This is a genomic window from Amycolatopsis sp. NPDC059235, assembly GCF_042754125.1.
Taxonomy (GTDB): domain Bacteria; phylum Actinomycetota; class Actinomycetes; order Mycobacteriales; family Pseudonocardiaceae; genus Amycolatopsis; species Amycolatopsis albidoflava.
Map to the genome: position 1 here is coordinate 38,694 of NZ_JBHZAG010000070.1, position 14,921 is coordinate 53,614.

Annotated in this window: 16 protein-coding genes and 1 pseudogene; 7 read left to right on the forward strand and 10 right to left on the reverse strand. The window is 69.2% G+C overall.

What is annotated here, in order from left to right:
* The first annotated feature begins 96 nt into the window (after positions 1–96).
* Entirely contained in the window at positions 97–171 is a 75-nt protein-coding gene (locus ACFXI3_RS34440) for a 50S ribosomal protein bL37 (RefSeq protein WP_098515123.1), read from the forward strand.
* A gap of 65 nt (positions 172–236) precedes the next feature.
* Here the strand turns inward: ACFXI3_RS34440 and rsrA are convergent, their stop codons facing one another.
* Together rsrA and ACFXI3_RS34450 are read right to left on the reverse strand one after the other, a co-directional pair.
* Complete coding sequence (rsrA, locus tag ACFXI3_RS34445) at positions 237–560, reverse strand: mycothiol system anti-sigma-R factor (protein ID WP_116202568.1); 324 nt, start codon at positions 558–560, stop codon at positions 237–239.
* Positions 557–1,183 carry a sigma-70 family RNA polymerase sigma factor gene (locus ACFXI3_RS34450; RefSeq protein ID WP_344272281.1) on the reverse strand — a complete coding sequence of 209 codons (627 nt, stop codon included), beginning with the start codon at positions 1,181–1,183 and terminating at the stop codon, positions 557–559. Before ACFXI3_RS34450 ends, rsrA begins: the two co-directional genes overlap by 4 nt.
* Before the next feature lie 189 nt (positions 1,184–1,372).
* Here ACFXI3_RS34450 and ybaK point away from each other — a divergent pair, with 189 nt between their 5' ends.
* Positions 1,373–1,852, forward strand: a complete 480-nt coding sequence (ybaK, locus tag ACFXI3_RS34455) for a Cys-tRNA(Pro) deacylase (protein ID WP_378405293.1) — start codon at positions 1,373–1,375, stop codon at positions 1,850–1,852.
* A 12-nt stretch (positions 1,853–1,864) separates the two neighbouring features.
* On the opposite strand, the gene ACFXI3_RS34460 is transcribed toward ybaK, so the two are convergent.
* The 3 genes from ACFXI3_RS34460 to ACFXI3_RS34470 form a co-directional block, all read right to left on the reverse strand.
* The gene (locus tag ACFXI3_RS34460) at positions 1,865–2,593 is read right to left on the reverse strand and encodes a class I SAM-dependent methyltransferase (protein ID WP_378405295.1); all 729 of its coding nucleotides are present in this window, start codon (positions 2,591–2,593) and stop codon (positions 1,865–1,867) included.
* Between the two features lie 439 nt (positions 2,594–3,032).
* Positions 3,033–3,641 carry an alpha/beta family hydrolase gene (locus ACFXI3_RS34465; protein WP_344270800.1) on the reverse strand — a complete coding sequence of 203 codons (609 nt, stop codon included), beginning with the start codon at positions 3,639–3,641 and terminating at the stop codon, positions 3,033–3,035.
* Positions 3,638–4,393, reverse strand: coding sequence for an SOS response-associated peptidase (locus tag ACFXI3_RS34470; RefSeq protein WP_378405297.1), 756 nt, complete (start codon positions 4,391–4,393; stop codon positions 3,638–3,640). The genes ACFXI3_RS34465 and ACFXI3_RS34470 overlap by 4 nt, the downstream gene beginning before the upstream one ends.
* Positions 4,394–4,456: 63 nt before the next feature.
* Here ACFXI3_RS34470 and rsgA point away from each other — a divergent pair, with 63 nt between their 5' ends.
* The 3 genes from rsgA to ACFXI3_RS34485 all read left to right on the forward strand — a co-directional run bounded on the left by rsgA (position 4,457) and on the right by ACFXI3_RS34485 (position 7,610).
* Positions 4,457–5,527, forward strand: a complete 1,071-nt coding sequence (gene rsgA, locus ACFXI3_RS34475; RefSeq protein ID WP_378405299.1) for a ribosome small subunit-dependent GTPase A — start codon at positions 4,457–4,459, stop codon at positions 5,525–5,527.
* 239 nt (positions 5,528–5,766) lie between these two features.
* The gene (locus ACFXI3_RS34480) at positions 5,767–6,660 is read left to right on the forward strand and encodes a hypothetical protein (RefSeq protein WP_344270795.1); all 894 of its coding nucleotides are present in this window, start codon (positions 5,767–5,769) and stop codon (positions 6,658–6,660) included.
* A gap of 152 nt (positions 6,661–6,812) precedes the next feature.
* Positions 6,813–7,610 carry a hypothetical protein gene (locus ACFXI3_RS34485; protein WP_344270792.1) on the forward strand — a complete coding sequence of 266 codons (798 nt, stop codon included), beginning with the start codon at positions 6,813–6,815 and terminating at the stop codon, positions 7,608–7,610.
* Positions 7,611–7,669: 59 nt separating this feature from the next.
* Here the strand turns inward: ACFXI3_RS34485 and ACFXI3_RS34490 are convergent, their stop codons facing one another.
* Together ACFXI3_RS34490 and ACFXI3_RS34495 are read right to left on the reverse strand one after the other, a co-directional pair.
* Positions 7,670–8,161 carry a DUF6912 family protein gene (locus tag ACFXI3_RS34490; RefSeq protein ID WP_354750345.1) on the reverse strand — a complete coding sequence of 164 codons (492 nt, stop codon included), beginning with the start codon at positions 8,159–8,161 and terminating at the stop codon, positions 7,670–7,672.
* Entirely contained in the window at positions 8,158–9,555 is a 1,398-nt protein-coding gene (locus ACFXI3_RS34495; protein WP_378405302.1) for a wax ester/triacylglycerol synthase family O-acyltransferase, read from the reverse strand. Before ACFXI3_RS34495 ends, ACFXI3_RS34490 begins: the two co-directional genes overlap by 4 nt.
* Positions 9,556–9,589: 34 nt before the next feature.
* On the opposite strand from ACFXI3_RS34495, the gene ACFXI3_RS34500 reads away from it, so the two are divergent.
* Positions 9,590–10,354: a TrmH family RNA methyltransferase gene (locus ACFXI3_RS34500; protein ID WP_378405304.1), complete on the forward strand. Its 765-nt coding sequence runs from the start codon at positions 9,590–9,592 to the stop codon at positions 10,352–10,354.
* On the opposite strand, the gene ACFXI3_RS34505 is transcribed toward ACFXI3_RS34500, so the two are convergent.
* Complete coding sequence (locus tag ACFXI3_RS34505) at positions 10,347–10,730, reverse strand: HAD-IA family hydrolase (protein WP_344270781.1); 384 nt, start codon at positions 10,728–10,730, stop codon at positions 10,347–10,349. The genes ACFXI3_RS34500 and ACFXI3_RS34505 overlap by 8 nt on opposite strands.
* Before the next feature lie 164 nt (positions 10,731–10,894).
* Here ACFXI3_RS34505 and ACFXI3_RS34510 point away from each other — a divergent pair, with 164 nt between their 5' ends.
* Positions 10,895–11,374: an Rv3235 family protein gene (locus ACFXI3_RS34510; RefSeq protein ID WP_378405306.1), complete on the forward strand. Its 480-nt coding sequence runs from the start codon at positions 10,895–10,897 to the stop codon at positions 11,372–11,374.
* 156 nt (positions 11,375–11,530) lie between these two features.
* Here the strand turns inward: ACFXI3_RS34510 and secA are convergent, their stop codons facing one another.
* Both secA and ACFXI3_RS34520 read right to left on the reverse strand, forming a co-directional pair.
* Positions 11,531–14,452: a preprotein translocase subunit SecA gene (gene secA, locus ACFXI3_RS34515; RefSeq protein ID WP_344270775.1), complete on the reverse strand. Its 2,922-nt coding sequence runs from the start codon at positions 14,450–14,452 to the stop codon at positions 11,531–11,533.
* Between the two features lie 274 nt (positions 14,453–14,726).
* Positions 14,727–14,921: pseudogene (locus tag ACFXI3_RS34520) on the reverse strand (ferritin-like domain-containing protein); the annotation flags it as partial.

Sequence of the window (14,921 nt, forward strand, 5' to 3'; positions counted from 1 at the left end):
GCGGCACCCGCATGACACACTTGAGCGGTTGACCCGTGCCCGGCCGGTGTGTCGCACCCCGCCCCGGGCCACTCAGCGGACACCCGAGGAGAGAACATGTCGAAGCGCGCCCGCAAGCGTCGCGACCGCAAGAAGAACGGCGCCAACCACGGCAAGAAGCCCAACGCCTGAGTCCGCGCCAGGACCTGACACGGCCCCCGCACCGGGATTCGGTACGGGGGCCGTTGTCGTGGTGGTCAGTCGCGGCTGGTGCGCTGTTCCACGGTGATCTCGGTGCGCTCCACGGTGACGCCGCCCTGCGTGGCGACGGTCTGCCGGATCGAGGCGCGCAGCCTGCTCTTCAGCTCCGCCGGGGCGAGGTCGCCGCCGCATTTGCGGGCGAGCAGGTGCTTGAGCTGCTCGTCGATGCCGTACTCCTCGAGGCACGGCGGGCAGTCCTCGATGTGCCTGCGCAGTTCCGCGTCCCGCTCCGGACTGCATTCGCGGTCCAGCAGCAGGTAGATCTCCGCGAGCGCGTCCTCGCAGGGCATCTTCTCCGCGGGCACGTCTTCCGAGCTCATCGTTTCGCCACCTCCTCGCGGTTCCCCCGGATGAAGCCGCGCTCGCGCGCGACGTCGGCCAGCAGGTCGCGCAGCTGCGCGCGGCCGCGGTGCAGCCTGGACATCACGGTGCCGATCGGAGTGTCCATGATCTCGGCGATCTCCTTGTACGCGAAGCCCTCGACGTCGGCGAGGTAGACCGCGAGCCGGAACTCCTCGGGAAGCTTCTGCAGCGCCGCCTTCACGTCGGTGTCCGGGAGGTTGTCCATCGCCTCGACCTCGGCCGAGCGAAGGCCGCTCGAGGTGTGGCTCTCCGCCCGCGCGATCTGCCAGTCGCTGATCTCGTCCGTGGGCTGCTGCACCGGCTGCCGCTGACGTTTGCGGTAGCCGTTGATGTAGGTGTTGGTGAGGATGCGGTACATCCACGCCTTGAGGTTCGTGCCTGCCTTGAAGGACGCGAACGCCGCGTACGCCTTCAGGTAGGTCTCCTGGACCAGGTCCTCGGCGTCGGACGGGTTGCGGGTCATCCGCATCGCGGCCGCGTATAGCTGGTCGAGCAGGGGCATCGCGTCGCGCTCGAAGCGCTCGGCGAGCTCCACTTCGTCGGCCGCCGTCTCCGGCGCGGAGTTGGGGGTGCTCGGCAAACCGTTCCCTTCCCGTTCGGCGTCGATGCGCGTCTGCGCATACGGCAGCACCGAGTTTACGCGGGGGTTCGGGAAGCCGGTCCCGGGACGGCTCCTTGCGGGGCGGGGAGTGGCGAGCGTGGTGGTCACGAAGGCTGTAACAGAACGTGCCGACCGGGCATTCCCGGCCCCTTTCGTAGACTTCCCCGCATGGCGGGCAAGGGCACTCCGGCGACGGCGCTGCTGCAGAAGCAGAAGGTGACGCACACCGTGCACACCTACGACCACGATCCCCGGGCGGAGTCGTTCGGCTTGGAGGCGGTGGAAGCGCTGGGCCTGGAGCCAGGGCGGGTGTTCAAAACGCTGGTCGCGGACGTGGACGGGAAACTGGTCGTCGGCGTGGTGCCGGTCACCGGCCAGCTGGACCTGAAAGCCCTCGCCGCGGCGGCCGGCGGCAAGAAGGCGAAAATGGCCGACCCGGCCGCTGCCCAGCGGGCCACCGGGTACGTCCTCGGCGGGATTTCGCCGCTCGGCCACCGAAGCCGCCTGCCGGTGGTCGTGGACGATTCGGCGCTGAACTACCCGACGATGTTCTGCTCCGGCGGGCGGCGAGGGCTTGAGGTGGAGCTGGATCCGGCCGAGCTGGTCCGGCTGACCGGCGCGGTGGTGGCGGGGATCGCGGCCGGTTAGGCGGCTTCGGGCTTAGGCGGCTTCGGGTACTTCGAGGACGAAGAACAGGAAGCAGAGGAAGGCTTCCTTGTCTCCGAATTCTTCCGGGAACTTCTCCTTGGCGCCCGCTGCTGGATACGGCTCGCTGACCACTGCGGTGCGGAACCCGGCTTTGGTGAAGGCGTCCGTCATCGCGTGCAGCGGACGGTGCCAATACGCGAGCACGCCCTTTTGCCCGTTGAAGGTGTACTCCTCGGACCACCGTTCGGTGGCGAAGTAGCTGCCCTCGGGGTGGACGATTTTGTAGAGGATCGGGTGGTTGACGGCCAGAATCAGCCGCCCGCCGGGCCGGATGATCCGCCGCAGTTCGGCCAGCGGGGCGCTCCAGTCCTCCAGGTAGTGCAGGACCAGGGCCGAGATGACGTCATCGAATTCTTGGTCGGCGTAGGGCAACGGCTGGCTGATGTCGGCGACCCGGAGGTCCGCGTCGGCACCAAGTCTCTCCCGCGCGAGGCGGATCATGGTGGCGCTGAAGTCGAAGCCGCTCACGTGCGCGCCGCGGTCCCTCAGCGAGGCGGACAGCGGTCCCGCGCCGCAGCCCGCGTCGAGGATCTTGCGGCCGGTCACGTCGCCAGCGAGATCGAGAATCGCGGGTCGGGTGTAGTAAGCGTTGATGAGACTGTGCTCGGTTTCGATCGCGTAGGCCTCGCCGAAGGTGTCGTAGTCGTTGGCGAGGGTCTCGTCGGAAGCGTTGGCAGTCATGAAATCCACCCTGGCACGGGTGCCGCTCCTCGCGCCGCCAATGCCATCCTAGGCGGGAGGCGGCGCACCCCCGCCCTCCACTGGGGGGCTGCCCTTGCCCAGTCTATCCGCCGCCACCGGCCAAAAACCGGGTTCGCGCTCAGTTGCCCACAGGCTCGCCAGGTTGTGGATAACCCATCCGAATAGGCGCTGACCTGCGAATTTACTGGACGGAACTATCCACAGTCTGCCCCGCAGAGCCGCCGGAACGGCACGGTGGGAAGAACGCCGCCGAACAGTGCGCAGCCAGGCGTTGAGTCAGCAGAACCGACAATGCACGTCGGCGACAGTCCGCGGCAAAACCTGACGAAAGACCGGCACCGCAGACGACGCGAGTGTCACAGCGGAGTCGAAACCGCGCCGCCCAATGGCAGGCGCACCGACAGCCAGCCGAGAAGACTCACAAATGCGGCCGAACAACCCGCCCCAACCACTCCGCCGCAGCCCGCGCCACCGCGTCCAGATCGCTCGCCAGCGTATGGTCCCCAGCCACCACGACGATCTCGTGATGCGGAGCAGCCGAAGGCCTCCCGAACGGATCCCGCTCCCCTTGGATCACCAGCGCGGGCACCTCCACCGCGTCCAGTTCCGCCTGCCGCGATTTCTCCGGGCGGCCTGGCGGGTGTTCCGGAAAAGCCAGACACAGCACCGCGACCGCCTGCCCGGCCGAAGCTGTCCGGCAAGCGACCCGCGCCCCGGAAGAACGACCGCCGAACACCAGCGGCAAATCATCGAACCGAGCGGAAACCTCGTCCGCCACGGTCAGCCAAGCCGTATCCAGCTGCTTAGCCGGAGCCGGAGCCCGACGGCCAGCCACCCGGTACGGCTGTTCCACCAGCGCCACGTGCATCCCGGCCGCCTTCGCCGCCTGGGCTACCGCCACGAGATCTTTCGCTCCGATGCCCCCGCCGGCGCCGTGGCCGAGGAGCAGCACCGCGTCGCCGTCGGGCGCGCAATGCAGTTCGACTCGCGCGAGTCCGTGTTCGGTGTCGATCTCGAGGGTGGTCATGACAGGTCGAACAGCGAGTCGACGGACTGCTCGGTTTCCGTGCGCCGCAACAAGTCCGGGCCGTTGTTGCGGACGTTGTTCACCAGGCTCGACACCGGCCGCAGCTCCAGCGATTCCACGACCGCGGGCGAGGTCGGCACCATCAGTTCGTCCACTTCGGACCGGTCCGGGTCGAGCCAGCCCGTCCAGTGCTCGCGCGGCACGATCAGGGGCATCCGGTGGTGAACGTCGGCGAGCTGGCCCGCGGCGTCCGTCGTGAGGATCGAGAAGGTGATCAACGGCTCGGCGTCCGCGTCGTCCTTCGGCCGCCAGCTTTCCCAGATTCCGCCGAACGCGAGCGAATTCCCGGAGGGATCCGTCATGTAGAACGGTTCCTTCTCCTTGCCCGTGCGCCGCCACTCGAACCAGCCGTCGGCGGGGACCAGGCACCGCCGCGACGCCAACGCGCGTTTGAACGCGGGCTTTTCCTTCGCGGTTTCCGCGCGGGTGTTGATCATCCGCGAGCCCGCCGATGGATCCTTGGCCCAGAACGGAACCAGGCCCCACCGCATGATCCGCAGCGAGCGCTCCGCCGGCTCCTCTTCCAGGACGAGCCCGTCGGCGTCGCGGGGATGCCGCTGCACCACGGTCACGACGTTCTTGGTCGGCGCGACGTTGTGGTCCACTCGCGCCCGGCCCTCGGTCAGGTCGACCGCGGCGAACTCCTCGACCAGCTTCGCCGGGTCTTTCGTCGCGGCGTAACGGCCGCACATGCCAACCTCCTCGGGTGCCTCCGGCGCCATCGTCGCACGCAAACCCGGCCCGGCGCGACCGGCATGGGATCATTCGACCAGGCAAAGGGCGACCGGGAGGACGTGGGCGGCTTGGGGCGAGGCGACTGGAGGCGGCTGGACGAATCCGACGTGCGGGTGCGTCCCGGCAAGGGCACCAGGCCACGCAGCAAGCGCAGGCCCGAGCACGCCGACGCGGTCACCGCGATGGTGATCGGCAAGGACCGCGGCCGCTGGACATGCGCGGTCGACGCCGATCCGGACCGCGTCGTGACGGCCATGCGGGCCCGCGAGATGGGCCGCGTTTCGGTGGTCGTCGGGGACACGGTGGCGCTGGTCGGCGACGTCTCCGGGCGGCCGGACACGCTCGCCAGGATCGTCCGCGTCGACGAGCGCTCCAGCGTGCTGCGCCGCACAGCCGACGACACCGACCCGTACGAGCGCGTGGTGGTCGCGAACGCCGCGCAGCTGCTGATCGTCACGTCGCTGGCCGATCCGCTGCCCCGGCCCGGATTCATCGACCGCTGCCTCGTCGCGTGCTACGCGGGCGGTCTGGAACCCGTGCTGTGCCTGACGAAAGCCGACCTCGCCAGCCCGGATTCGCTGCTCGCCGGCTACGCGGGCCTGGACGTCCCGGCCATCGTCACCCGGCACGACGAGGAACCCGAGGGCCTGCGCGAACGCCTCGGCGGCCGGATCACCGCCCTCGTCGGACACTCCGGAGTCGGCAAGTCGACATTGGTCAACCGGCTCGTGCCCGCCGCCGAACTGGCGACCGGCGACGTCAGCTCGGTCGGCAAGGGACGGCACACGTCGGTCGCCGCGGTGGCGCTGCCGCTGGCCGGCGGAGGCTGGGTGGTCGACACCCCCGGCGTCCGCTCGTTCGGGCTCGCGCACGTGACCGCGGACGACATCGTCGACGCCTTCGAGGAGTTCGCCGAGGCCGCCGAGGAATGCCCGCCGAACTGCGGCCACCTCGGCCCGCCCGAAGACCCGGACTGCGCACTCGACGCCGTGGTCGCCGACGGCAACGCCGGGCCGGACCGGCTGGCGTCGCTGCGCAGGCTCCTGGTCTCGCGAGCGGGCGGCGGCGGGGACCTCCGCACCGAATCGTGACCTGGAGACGGTAACCTCGCGCGGCTGTCACCGATATGCGGGTGGATGCCCGGCAGGGGACAAACCGGGGGAAAATTCCTCCGTCCGGAGGGAACCTTTTCCCGCCGGACGGCGTCACAGAAGCAACCTCGCGGAGTCACCCCGCCAGTGGCCCGCGCGCCGGACCGCAAGGACGCGGCTGTCCAGCCCGACCGGCGACAACGCAGGTGAAAGACCGATTCCTTCCTAGGGGGAGAACCATGCGCAAGACCACGACGTTCGCCGTCGCCGCCGGTGCGGCGCTGGCGCTGGTGCTGACGGGCTGCGGCTCGAGCGCCGAGAACGGCACCGCGGCCCCGGCCGGGCAGGCCAAGGACGGCGGGTCCGGCCTGGCGTCGCCGTTCAGCGACGCGCTGAAGCTCGCCGACGCGGCCAAGCAGGGCACCGAGAAGGCCAAGTCGGCGAAGATGTCGATGGACATGTCCATGGGCGGCCAGTCCATCAAGGCCGAGGGCGCGATGCGCTTCGACGGCGAGAACTCCGCCATGTCGATGACGATGAACACGCCGCAGGGCGCCACCGAGATGCGCTACGTCGACAAGACCCTGTACATGAAGGTCCCGGCCGAGCAGTCCAAGCAGTTCGGCACCGACAAGCCGTGGCTGAAGATCTCGCCGGACGCCAAGGACCCGATGTCGCAGTCGTTCAGCAAGGCGATGGCGCAGTCGACCCAGCAGAGCGACCCGACGCAGATCCTCGACCAGGTCTCCAAGACCGGCCAGATCATCGGGGCCGACCAGGTCGAACTGAACGGCGAGAAGGTCAACCACTACAAGGTGGAGCTGGACGTCAGCAAGTCCATCGAGACCTACGCGAAGGGCCAGCCCGCCGAGGTCCAGGAGCAGATGAAGAAGATGCTCGCGGGCAAGAACATCAAGATCCCGGCCGAGATCTGGATCGACAAGGACCAGCTTCCGCTGCAGGTCACGATGGACCAGTCCGAGATGATGAAGCAGCTCGGCGCCCCGAGCGCCGCGGGCGGCGGCAAGGTCACCGTCAAGTACACCGACTGGGGCCAGCCGGTCGACGTGGCCGCGCCGTCCGCCGACCAGGTCACCGATTTCGGCGAGATCATGAAGAAGATGGGGCGCTGATCCCCGGAGCTTTCCGCGGGCCCCGAGCCATTCCGGCTCGGGGCCCGTTTTTCGTGCGCTACTGCCGGTAGCACGCGTTCCCCCGAACGGGTCGGCCCCGCGCGCTGTGCTTGGGTTGAGGCACTTAACGGCCGGTCAGAGAGGGTTTTCGGATGCGCAGGACGGCCGTCGCGGGTGTCGCCGCGCTGCTGGCGATCGCCTCGGCGGGATGTTCCAGCACCCCGGAACCGCAGCGCTTCACCGACGCCCGCACGCTCGCGGACGCCGCCTCCGCCGCGACCTTGGCCGGTCACACCGCGAAGTTCACCGCCGACGTCACCACCGGCACCCTCGTGTCCCACGGGAAGGGCCAGGCGAAATTCGACCGTGCCGGAACAGCTCTGTCGATGACGACGGACTACGTCGGCGAGCCGCTCGAACTGCGCCTGGTCGACAAGACGCTGTACGCGAAGGTCCCGGAAAGCGCGCGGGACCAGGTCAGCGACCACAAAGCGTGGGTGAAAGTGTCGCCGGACGGCACCGATCCGCTTTCGCAGGTGCTGGGCGGCAGCCTGGCGCAACTGGCCGAGCAGAACGACCCGGCGCGCACGCTGGCGCAGGTCCGCACGGCGGGGACGGTGGCGTCCAGCGAGGAAACCACGCTCGACGGAGCCTCGGCCGAGCACTATCACCTGACCGTCGACCTGGCGAAACTCGGCTCCGAACTGCCCGGCGGCCTGCCCGCCGAAGCACTGACCCGGCTCGGCGACCGCGGCAAGACAGTCCCGTTCGACCTCTGGCTGGACGCGCAGCACCGGCCGATGCAGCTGGTCCTGGACCTGACGCCGGTCATGCAGGCGACCGGCCAGACCGGTGTCGCCACGGTCAAAGCGCGCTACACGGACTGGAGCGCTCCGGTCACGATCGACGCCCCCGCTCCGGCTGACATCGGCATCCTGACCGGCGGCTGACGTGCCGTGAAGGACTCCTTGAGGGAATCTGATTCCCTCAAGGAGCCCTTCACGGACCGCTAGAGCAGTTCGAGCAGGAAGGGCAGTTCCTGCAGCGCGTACCAGGCCAATTCGTGGTCTTCGGCGTCGCCGAGGGTGAATTCGGCGTCCTCGTCGCCGAGATCCGCCGCGTCGATCACGGCGGCGGCCGCCGTCACCGCGTCCTCCGCCTCGGCCGAGTCCACGTGGATCGCGGCGATCTGGGACTTCGGCACCGGACCCGCGAGACGCACGACAGCGGCGTCCAGGTCCGGGCGCAGCGTCGCGTCGTCGACGTCCACCGAGACCACCGCGCGGCGCGGTTCGCCCTTTTCCTCAGCGGCGATCAGGCGCAGCGAAGCACGGGCCGCGTCCAGCAAAGCCGCGTATTCCAGTTCCTCGTCGGAACCGCTCGCGTACGCCTCGCGCAGGGCGGGCGTCAGCGCGAAACCGGTGCCGCTGCGAGCGCGGAATTCGCCGTTGGCCTCCAGGTCTCGCAGCATCGCGATCGTCGCAGGCAGATAAACCCTCACCAGTGCGCACCCTTCAGCTCTTCAAGCGCTTCTTCGATCATCCCGCCGAGCAGCCCGACGTCGAACGCGGCCTTGCGGTCGCCGTTGAGTCCGAAGTAGACACCGCCGTGGTAGGAGGTGACCCCGATCGCCAGCGCCTGCGTGCGCATCAGCGGCATCACCGGGAACATCTCCACCAGTCTCGCCTCTCCGGCGTACACCGGCACCTGCGGGCCCGGCGAATTCGTGATCATCAGGTTGAAAATCCGCCCGGACAGCGATCCGCCCGCCCGGGCGCCGAGCGAATGCAGCGTCGCCGGCGCGAAGCCGCTCACCTTCAGCAACCCGCGCGCGGCCACCGATCTTCCCGAATTCAGGTGCTCGGCCATCGCGTGCCCGATGTGCTGCAGCCGCAGGACCGCGCTCGGCTCGCCGACCGGCAGGTCGATCAGGTACGCCGCGACCTGGTTGCCGACCAGCGCGGGCGTCGCGAACTCGGGGGTTTCGGCGTCGGTGACCGCCATCGGCACGAGCGCGCGCACGGTCTCGGTCGGCGTGAGGTTCTCCCCGCGCGACAGCAGCCATTCCCGCAGCGCGCCGGTGATCGCGGCCAGGATGACGTCGTTGACCGTGCCGCCGTGGTCCGCGCGGATCTTGCGGAAATCCTCCAGCCGCGTGCGCACGACCGAAAACACGCGGCCGCCGGACACCCGGACGTTCAGCGGCCCGGACGGAGCGGGCCGGGCCACCGTCGCCGCGACGCCACCGAGCGTCTCGACCGCCTTGCTCACCGTGGTCACCGCGTCGCCCGCGATCGAGCGCACGTTTTCGATCAGCTCGCCGGGCCGTTGCACGGTCTCGCTCATCGCGTCGAGGACCAGTTGCGTACGGCTCGGCTCGCGCCGCGGCACCCACATGTCTTCGAACGGCTCGGGCGGTTCGGGCGTCTCGTCGAGGATCAGCTGGCCGAGGTCGATCGTGCCGACACCGTCCACAACGGACTGGTGCGTTTTCGTCACCATCGCGACCCGGTCGCCGGCCAGTCCCTCGACGAAATACGCCTCCCACAGCGGGCGTTCCGGCGCGAGGCGGCGCGACATCAGGCGCGCGACCAGGTCGAACAGCTGGTCGTCGCTGCCCGGCTGGGGCAGCGCGGAGCGGCGGACGTGGTAGTTCAGGTCGAAGTCGACGTCGTCCACCCACACCGGGCGCGCGAGGTGCCCCGGCACGGCGAGCACGCGCTGGCGGTAGCGGGGCAGGAACGCCAGCCGCGCGCCGACGAGGTCGAGCACCTGCTCGTAGGTGAACCCGGACGACGGCCGTTCAAAGATCGCCACGCCCCCGACGTGCATCGGCGTCGTCTGGTCCTCGACGTACAGGAACGAGGCGTCCAGCGCGGACAGGCGGTCGGGCATGAGCCGATCCTTACACAATGCGAGACTGGCCGGTGTGGGTGATGAGCTGGCGGGTTCGCCGAAAGACCGCTTCCTGACCGTTTACGGGCGCAAGCCCGTGCTGGAGGCGCTGGGCGATCCGGACCTGCGCGTGGACAAGGTGATCCTCGCCGACACCGCGCGCGGCCCCGCCGCCGCGGAGATCCAGCGCGCCGCGAAAGCCGCCGGGGTGCAGGTGCAGCGCGCGAGCGCGCACCGGGTGAAAGTGCTGGCCGGCAACGGAAAACAGGACCAGGGCGTACTCGCTGACGTCGTCGCGCCGCGCATGCGCGCCCTCGCCGCGGCCCTCGACGACCGCCGTCCGCCCACCCGGCTGCTGCTCCTCGACGGCATCACCACGCCGGCCAACGTCGGAATGATCCTGCGCACCGCGACGGCTGCCGGGTTATCCGGCGTGATCGTGCCGCGCCGGGGCGTAGCCGCACTGGATCCAATGGTGGTCAAGTCCTCGGCGGGCGTTGCCTTCCGGGCACCGGTGCTGCGCTGCGGATCAGCGCGTGAGGCGGCGGAAATGCTGGTGGAGGCTGGATACAGCCTGTTCGCGCTGGGTGCGTCGGCGGGGACCTCGGTCTTCGATGTCGAACTGCCGCAGCGGTCGGCGTTCGTGCTGGGCGGCGAAACCGAAGGCGTCGGCGAGGCGGTCGCGGAGCTGGTCACGGAGTGGGTGTCGATCCCGATGCCCGGCGACGTCGAATCGCTGAACGTCTCCGCCGCGGCCGCGGTGCTGTCGTTTGAACTCGTGCGGCGCGGAGTCAGCTGAACAACGCCGCGAGTTCGTCGAGAGTGTCGGCGATGCTGCGGTGGTGCACGCCGACCATGCCCGCGGCGACCGCCCCGCGCACATTCCGCTCGGCGTCGTCCACGAACACGCACCTGGGCGCGGCCAGCCCAATCCGCTCGGCCGCGACAAGGTAAATCTCCCGGTCCGGCTTGGCCACGCCGACCTCGCCGGAGAAGACGAGCGCGTCAAAGTATTGCGACAGCTCGGTTTTCACCCCCGGCGCGGCTCCGGGCGCATTCGACACGAGCGCGGTGCGGGTGCCGTTCGCGCGGGCGTCGCGCAGGTATTCGTAGAGCAGCCCGGCGTCCGGATCGGTAAGCACTCCGGCGTAGTCGACTAACAAGCCTTTCAGCACTTCGCCAGCCTATCTGTCCTCGCCTGGGCAAGGCCCTTAGCGCATCCGGCAGATCCAGTCTGCGCCGTTCTGCCCTTTTCGCCGGATCAGGCACTCAACGTCCCATCGTGCGCCGGCAGCGCGCACTAAACAGGCGGACGTCCATGTTTCGGGGAGGGAACTCAATGACGAACCACAGCCTCCGGCCGCTGTCCGCTGCACCGGAGGTCGCGGGCAGGCGAACGCACCGTCGCGGCGCGTGGCCGTCGCCGTACGATCTGCCGCCCGCCGGGCACCGGCTGGTGCGGCTCACCGACCCGCCCACCGGGCGACGGCTCGGCCAGCGCCTCAACGCCATCCTCGAAGTCCTCGCCGGACGACGGGCGGCCGGGCAGATCCGTCCGCTCGTGGACGAGGCGTTGTTCTCCCGGCTCAGCAGCCAGGGGCTGATGCCGGGCATCCGCCACCACGTCGCCGGAGATCTGCGCGTCTGCCGTCCGACCGAGACCGCGTTGGAGACCAGCACGATCATTCATTCCGGACCCCGGGTGCTCGCGCTGGCGGCCCGGTTCGAGCGCACGCGGACCGGCTGGGTGTGCACGCGGTTTCACGTGCTCGCACCGCGAACCGAGAGCGTGCAGGCCGGACGTCCGTCAGTCGCCTGAGCAGGACAGGTGTCCTGAAACTTAGGACACCAGAACCGCAGCGGGTCCATTGTGGACTCGCCAAGGGCAGGGAACGACAGAACGGCAGCACGAGCGTTCTCGTGCTGCCGTTCTCAGTCGTGCTCAGCCGTCCACAGTGGACGGATCAGGGACGCGTCAGCGACGCGGTCCCTTCTTGCCCTTCTTGGACTGCGCCCGCTCGGCGGCCCGGCGTTCGCGCCGGGTGCCGCCGCCCGCACCGCCCGCTTCCGCGTCGTTCGCACTGTCCGAATGCGACTCGACGCCGCCGCCCTCAGACGGCCCGGACATCGTCAGTCCGGATTGGACACCGCCGCCGAGTCCCTTGCCGCGCAAGGCGGACGGGACCGAATCGGAGTCGGTGGCCGGCGGCTGGGGCGGAGCCGGACGGGCGTGCTTGCCCTCGTCCTCGCCCTGGTTGCCGAAGGAGCCCGCCGCCGCGGCGGTCGCGGAGGTGACGCCGCCCGGGAGCGCCGACGGTTCCGGCTGCTGCGCGGTTTCCGGCTCGGCGCGCTCGACCTGAAGGTTGAACAGGAAGCCGACGGCCTCCTCCTTCAGCGAGTCGAGCATCGCGCGGAACATGTCGAAGCCCTCGCGCTGGTACTCGATCAGCGGGTCGCGCTGCGCGAGCGCCCGCATCCCGATGCCCTCCTTGAGATAGTCCATCTCGTAGAGGTGCTCGCGCCACTTGCGGTCCAGCACGGTGAGCATGACCTGGCGCTCGAGGCGGCGCATCGAGCCTTCCTCGCCGACCAGCTCGTCGATCTCGGCCTCGCGCTTGGCGTACGCGTCGAGCGCGTCGTCGACCAGCGCCTGGGTGAGGCCTTCCGCGTCGAGGTCGCCGTCCTCGACCAGGTCGTCCCAGTCGAGGCTCACCGGGTACAGCGTCTTCAGCGCGGTCCACAGCTGCTCGTGGTCCCAGTCCTCGGCGTAGCCCTGGGACGTCGCGCCCGCGGCGTACGCCTTGACCACGTCGATGATCATGTGCTCGATCTGCTCGCGCAGGTCCTCGCCGCCGAGCACGCGCAGCCGCTCGGCGTAGATCACCTTGCGCTGCTCGTTCATGACCTCGTCGTACTTGAGGACGTTCTTGCGGGTCTCCATGTTGAGCTGCTCGACCTGGGTCTGCGCGCTCTTGATCGCCTTGGAGACCATCTTGTGCTCGATCGGCACGTCGTCCGGCAGCCGCATCGTGGTCATGATGCGTTCGACCAGCACCGCGTTGAACCGGCGCATCAGGTCGTCGCCCAGCGAGAGGTAGAACCGCGATTCGCCGGGGTCGCCCTGCCGTCCGGAACGACCGCGCAGCTGGTTGTCGATGCGCCGCGACTCGTGCCGCTCGGTGCCGAGCACGTAGAGCCCGCCCGCCTCGCGGACCGCGTCCGCTTCGACCCGCGCCTCTTCCTTGATCTCCTCGAGCACCTTCGGCCAGGCGGCCTCGTACTCCTCGGAGTGCTCGACCGGGTCGAGGCCGCGCTCGCGCAGCACCTCGTCGGCCATGATGTCCGGGTTTCCGCCGAGCACGATGTCGGTACCGCGGCCCGCCATGTTCGTGGCGACGGTGACCTGGCCCTTCTTGCCCGCGCGCGCGACGATCAGCGCTTCCTTGTTGTGGTACTTCGCGTTCAGCACCTCGTGCGGCACGCCCAGTTTGAGCAGCAGCTTCGACAGGTGCTCGGACTTCTCGACGCTCGTGGTGCCGACCAGCACCGGCTGGCCCTTTTCGTGCCGCTCGGCGATGTCCTCGGCGACGGCCTCGAACTTGGCCTGCTCGTTCTTGTAGATCAGGTCGGCACGGTCCGCGCGGACCATCGGCCGGTTCGTCGGGATCGGCACGACGCCGAGCTTGTAGGTCTGGTGGAACTCGGCCGCCTCGGTCTCGGCGGTACCGGTCATGCCGGACAGCTTCTTGTAGAGCCGGAAGTAGTTCTGCAGCGTGATCGTGGCGAGCGTCTGGTTCTCCGCCTTGATCTCGACGCCTTCCTTGGCCTCGATCGCCTGGTGCATGCCCTCGTTGTAGCGGCGGCCGACGAGGATGCGCCCGGTGAACTCGTCGACGATCATGACCTCGCCGTCGCGGACGATGTAGTCCTTGTCCTTGTGGTAGAGCTCCTTGACCTTGAGCGCGTTGTTCAAGTAGCCGACCAGCGGGGTGTTCGCCGCCTCGTAGAGGTTCTCGATGCCGAGCTGGTCCTCGACGAACCGGACGCCCTTCTCGGTCACCGCGACGGTGCGCTTCCGGACGTCGGTCTCGTAGTGGTACTTCGAGTTGATCAGGTTGGCCTTCTCGACCCGCTCGCGCGTGCCCATGGTGGTGGTGTCGATGCCCTGCATCAGCGGCGCGAGCCGGGCGAACTCGACGTACCACCGCGACGACTGGTCCGCCGGGCCGGAGATGATCAGCGGGGTGCGCGCCTCGTCGATGAGGATCGAGTCGACCTCGTCGACGATCGCGAAGTTGTGCCCGCGCTGCACGCATTCGTCGAGCGACCACGTCATGTTGTCGCGCAGGTAGTCGAAGCCGAACTCGTTGTTCGTGCCGTAGGTGACGTCGGCGTTGTAGTGCTTGCGCCGCTCCTGCGGGTCCTGCTCGGCGATGATGACGCCGACCTCGAGCCCGAGGAAGCGGTGGATGCGGCCCATCCACTCGGCGTCGCGCTTGGCGAGGTAGTCGTTGGTGGTGACGACGTGCACGCCGTCGCCGGGGATGGCGTTCAGGTACGCCGCGAGGACACAGGTCAGCGTCTTGCCCTCGCCGGTCTTCATCTCGGCGACCTGGCCGAGGTGCAGCGCGGCCCCGCCCATGAGCTGGACGTCGTACGGCCGCTGGCCGAGCACCCGGTGCGCCGCTTCCCTGGCGACGGCGAACGCCTCCGGCAGCAGCTCGTCCAGGGATTCGCCCTTGCCGTACCGCTCGCGGAACTCGTCGGTCTTGGCCCGCAGTTCGGCGTCCGACAGGTCCTTCACGTCGTCTTCGAGGGTGTTGATGTGATCGGCGATGTTGCGCAGCCGCTTCACCATCTTGCCCTCGCCCGCGCGGAGCAGGCGGTTCAGCACCATCCGGTCGACCTCACTAGCTGATCATGATCGAGCCCAGGCCGTTCCCGGGCAGTAATCGCCACGGCTGGCGCCCGTGTGCGCCGCCGCCGTCTCCCCCATCGTAGGGAACGCGGACTGGTCCGCGCACGCACGTCGTCGCAGAAGGTCACGAGAGGTTTGCACAGGTCCCGACGAAGGTCGTGCCCCGGGCCGTGCTCCGGGCACGCGGACGGGCCCCCCCCGGTGGGGGGGGGGGCGGCCGGGGGGGGGGGGCCCGCCCCCCTCGGCGGTCGGGTCAGTGTGCGGCGCTGGTGTTCACGGTTCCGTTGACGCCCTTGGGGAAGAAGCCGCCGGAGGTAGCGGCTTTGCTGGTCAGGTAGACGATGTTGAGGACTTGCCCGGGGCTGCGGCTGTAGGCGATGCCGTTGGCGTCGGCGGGCACGATGTTGGCGTTGCCGCGGTCGTCGATGACGCCTTGGTCGTCGTCGGT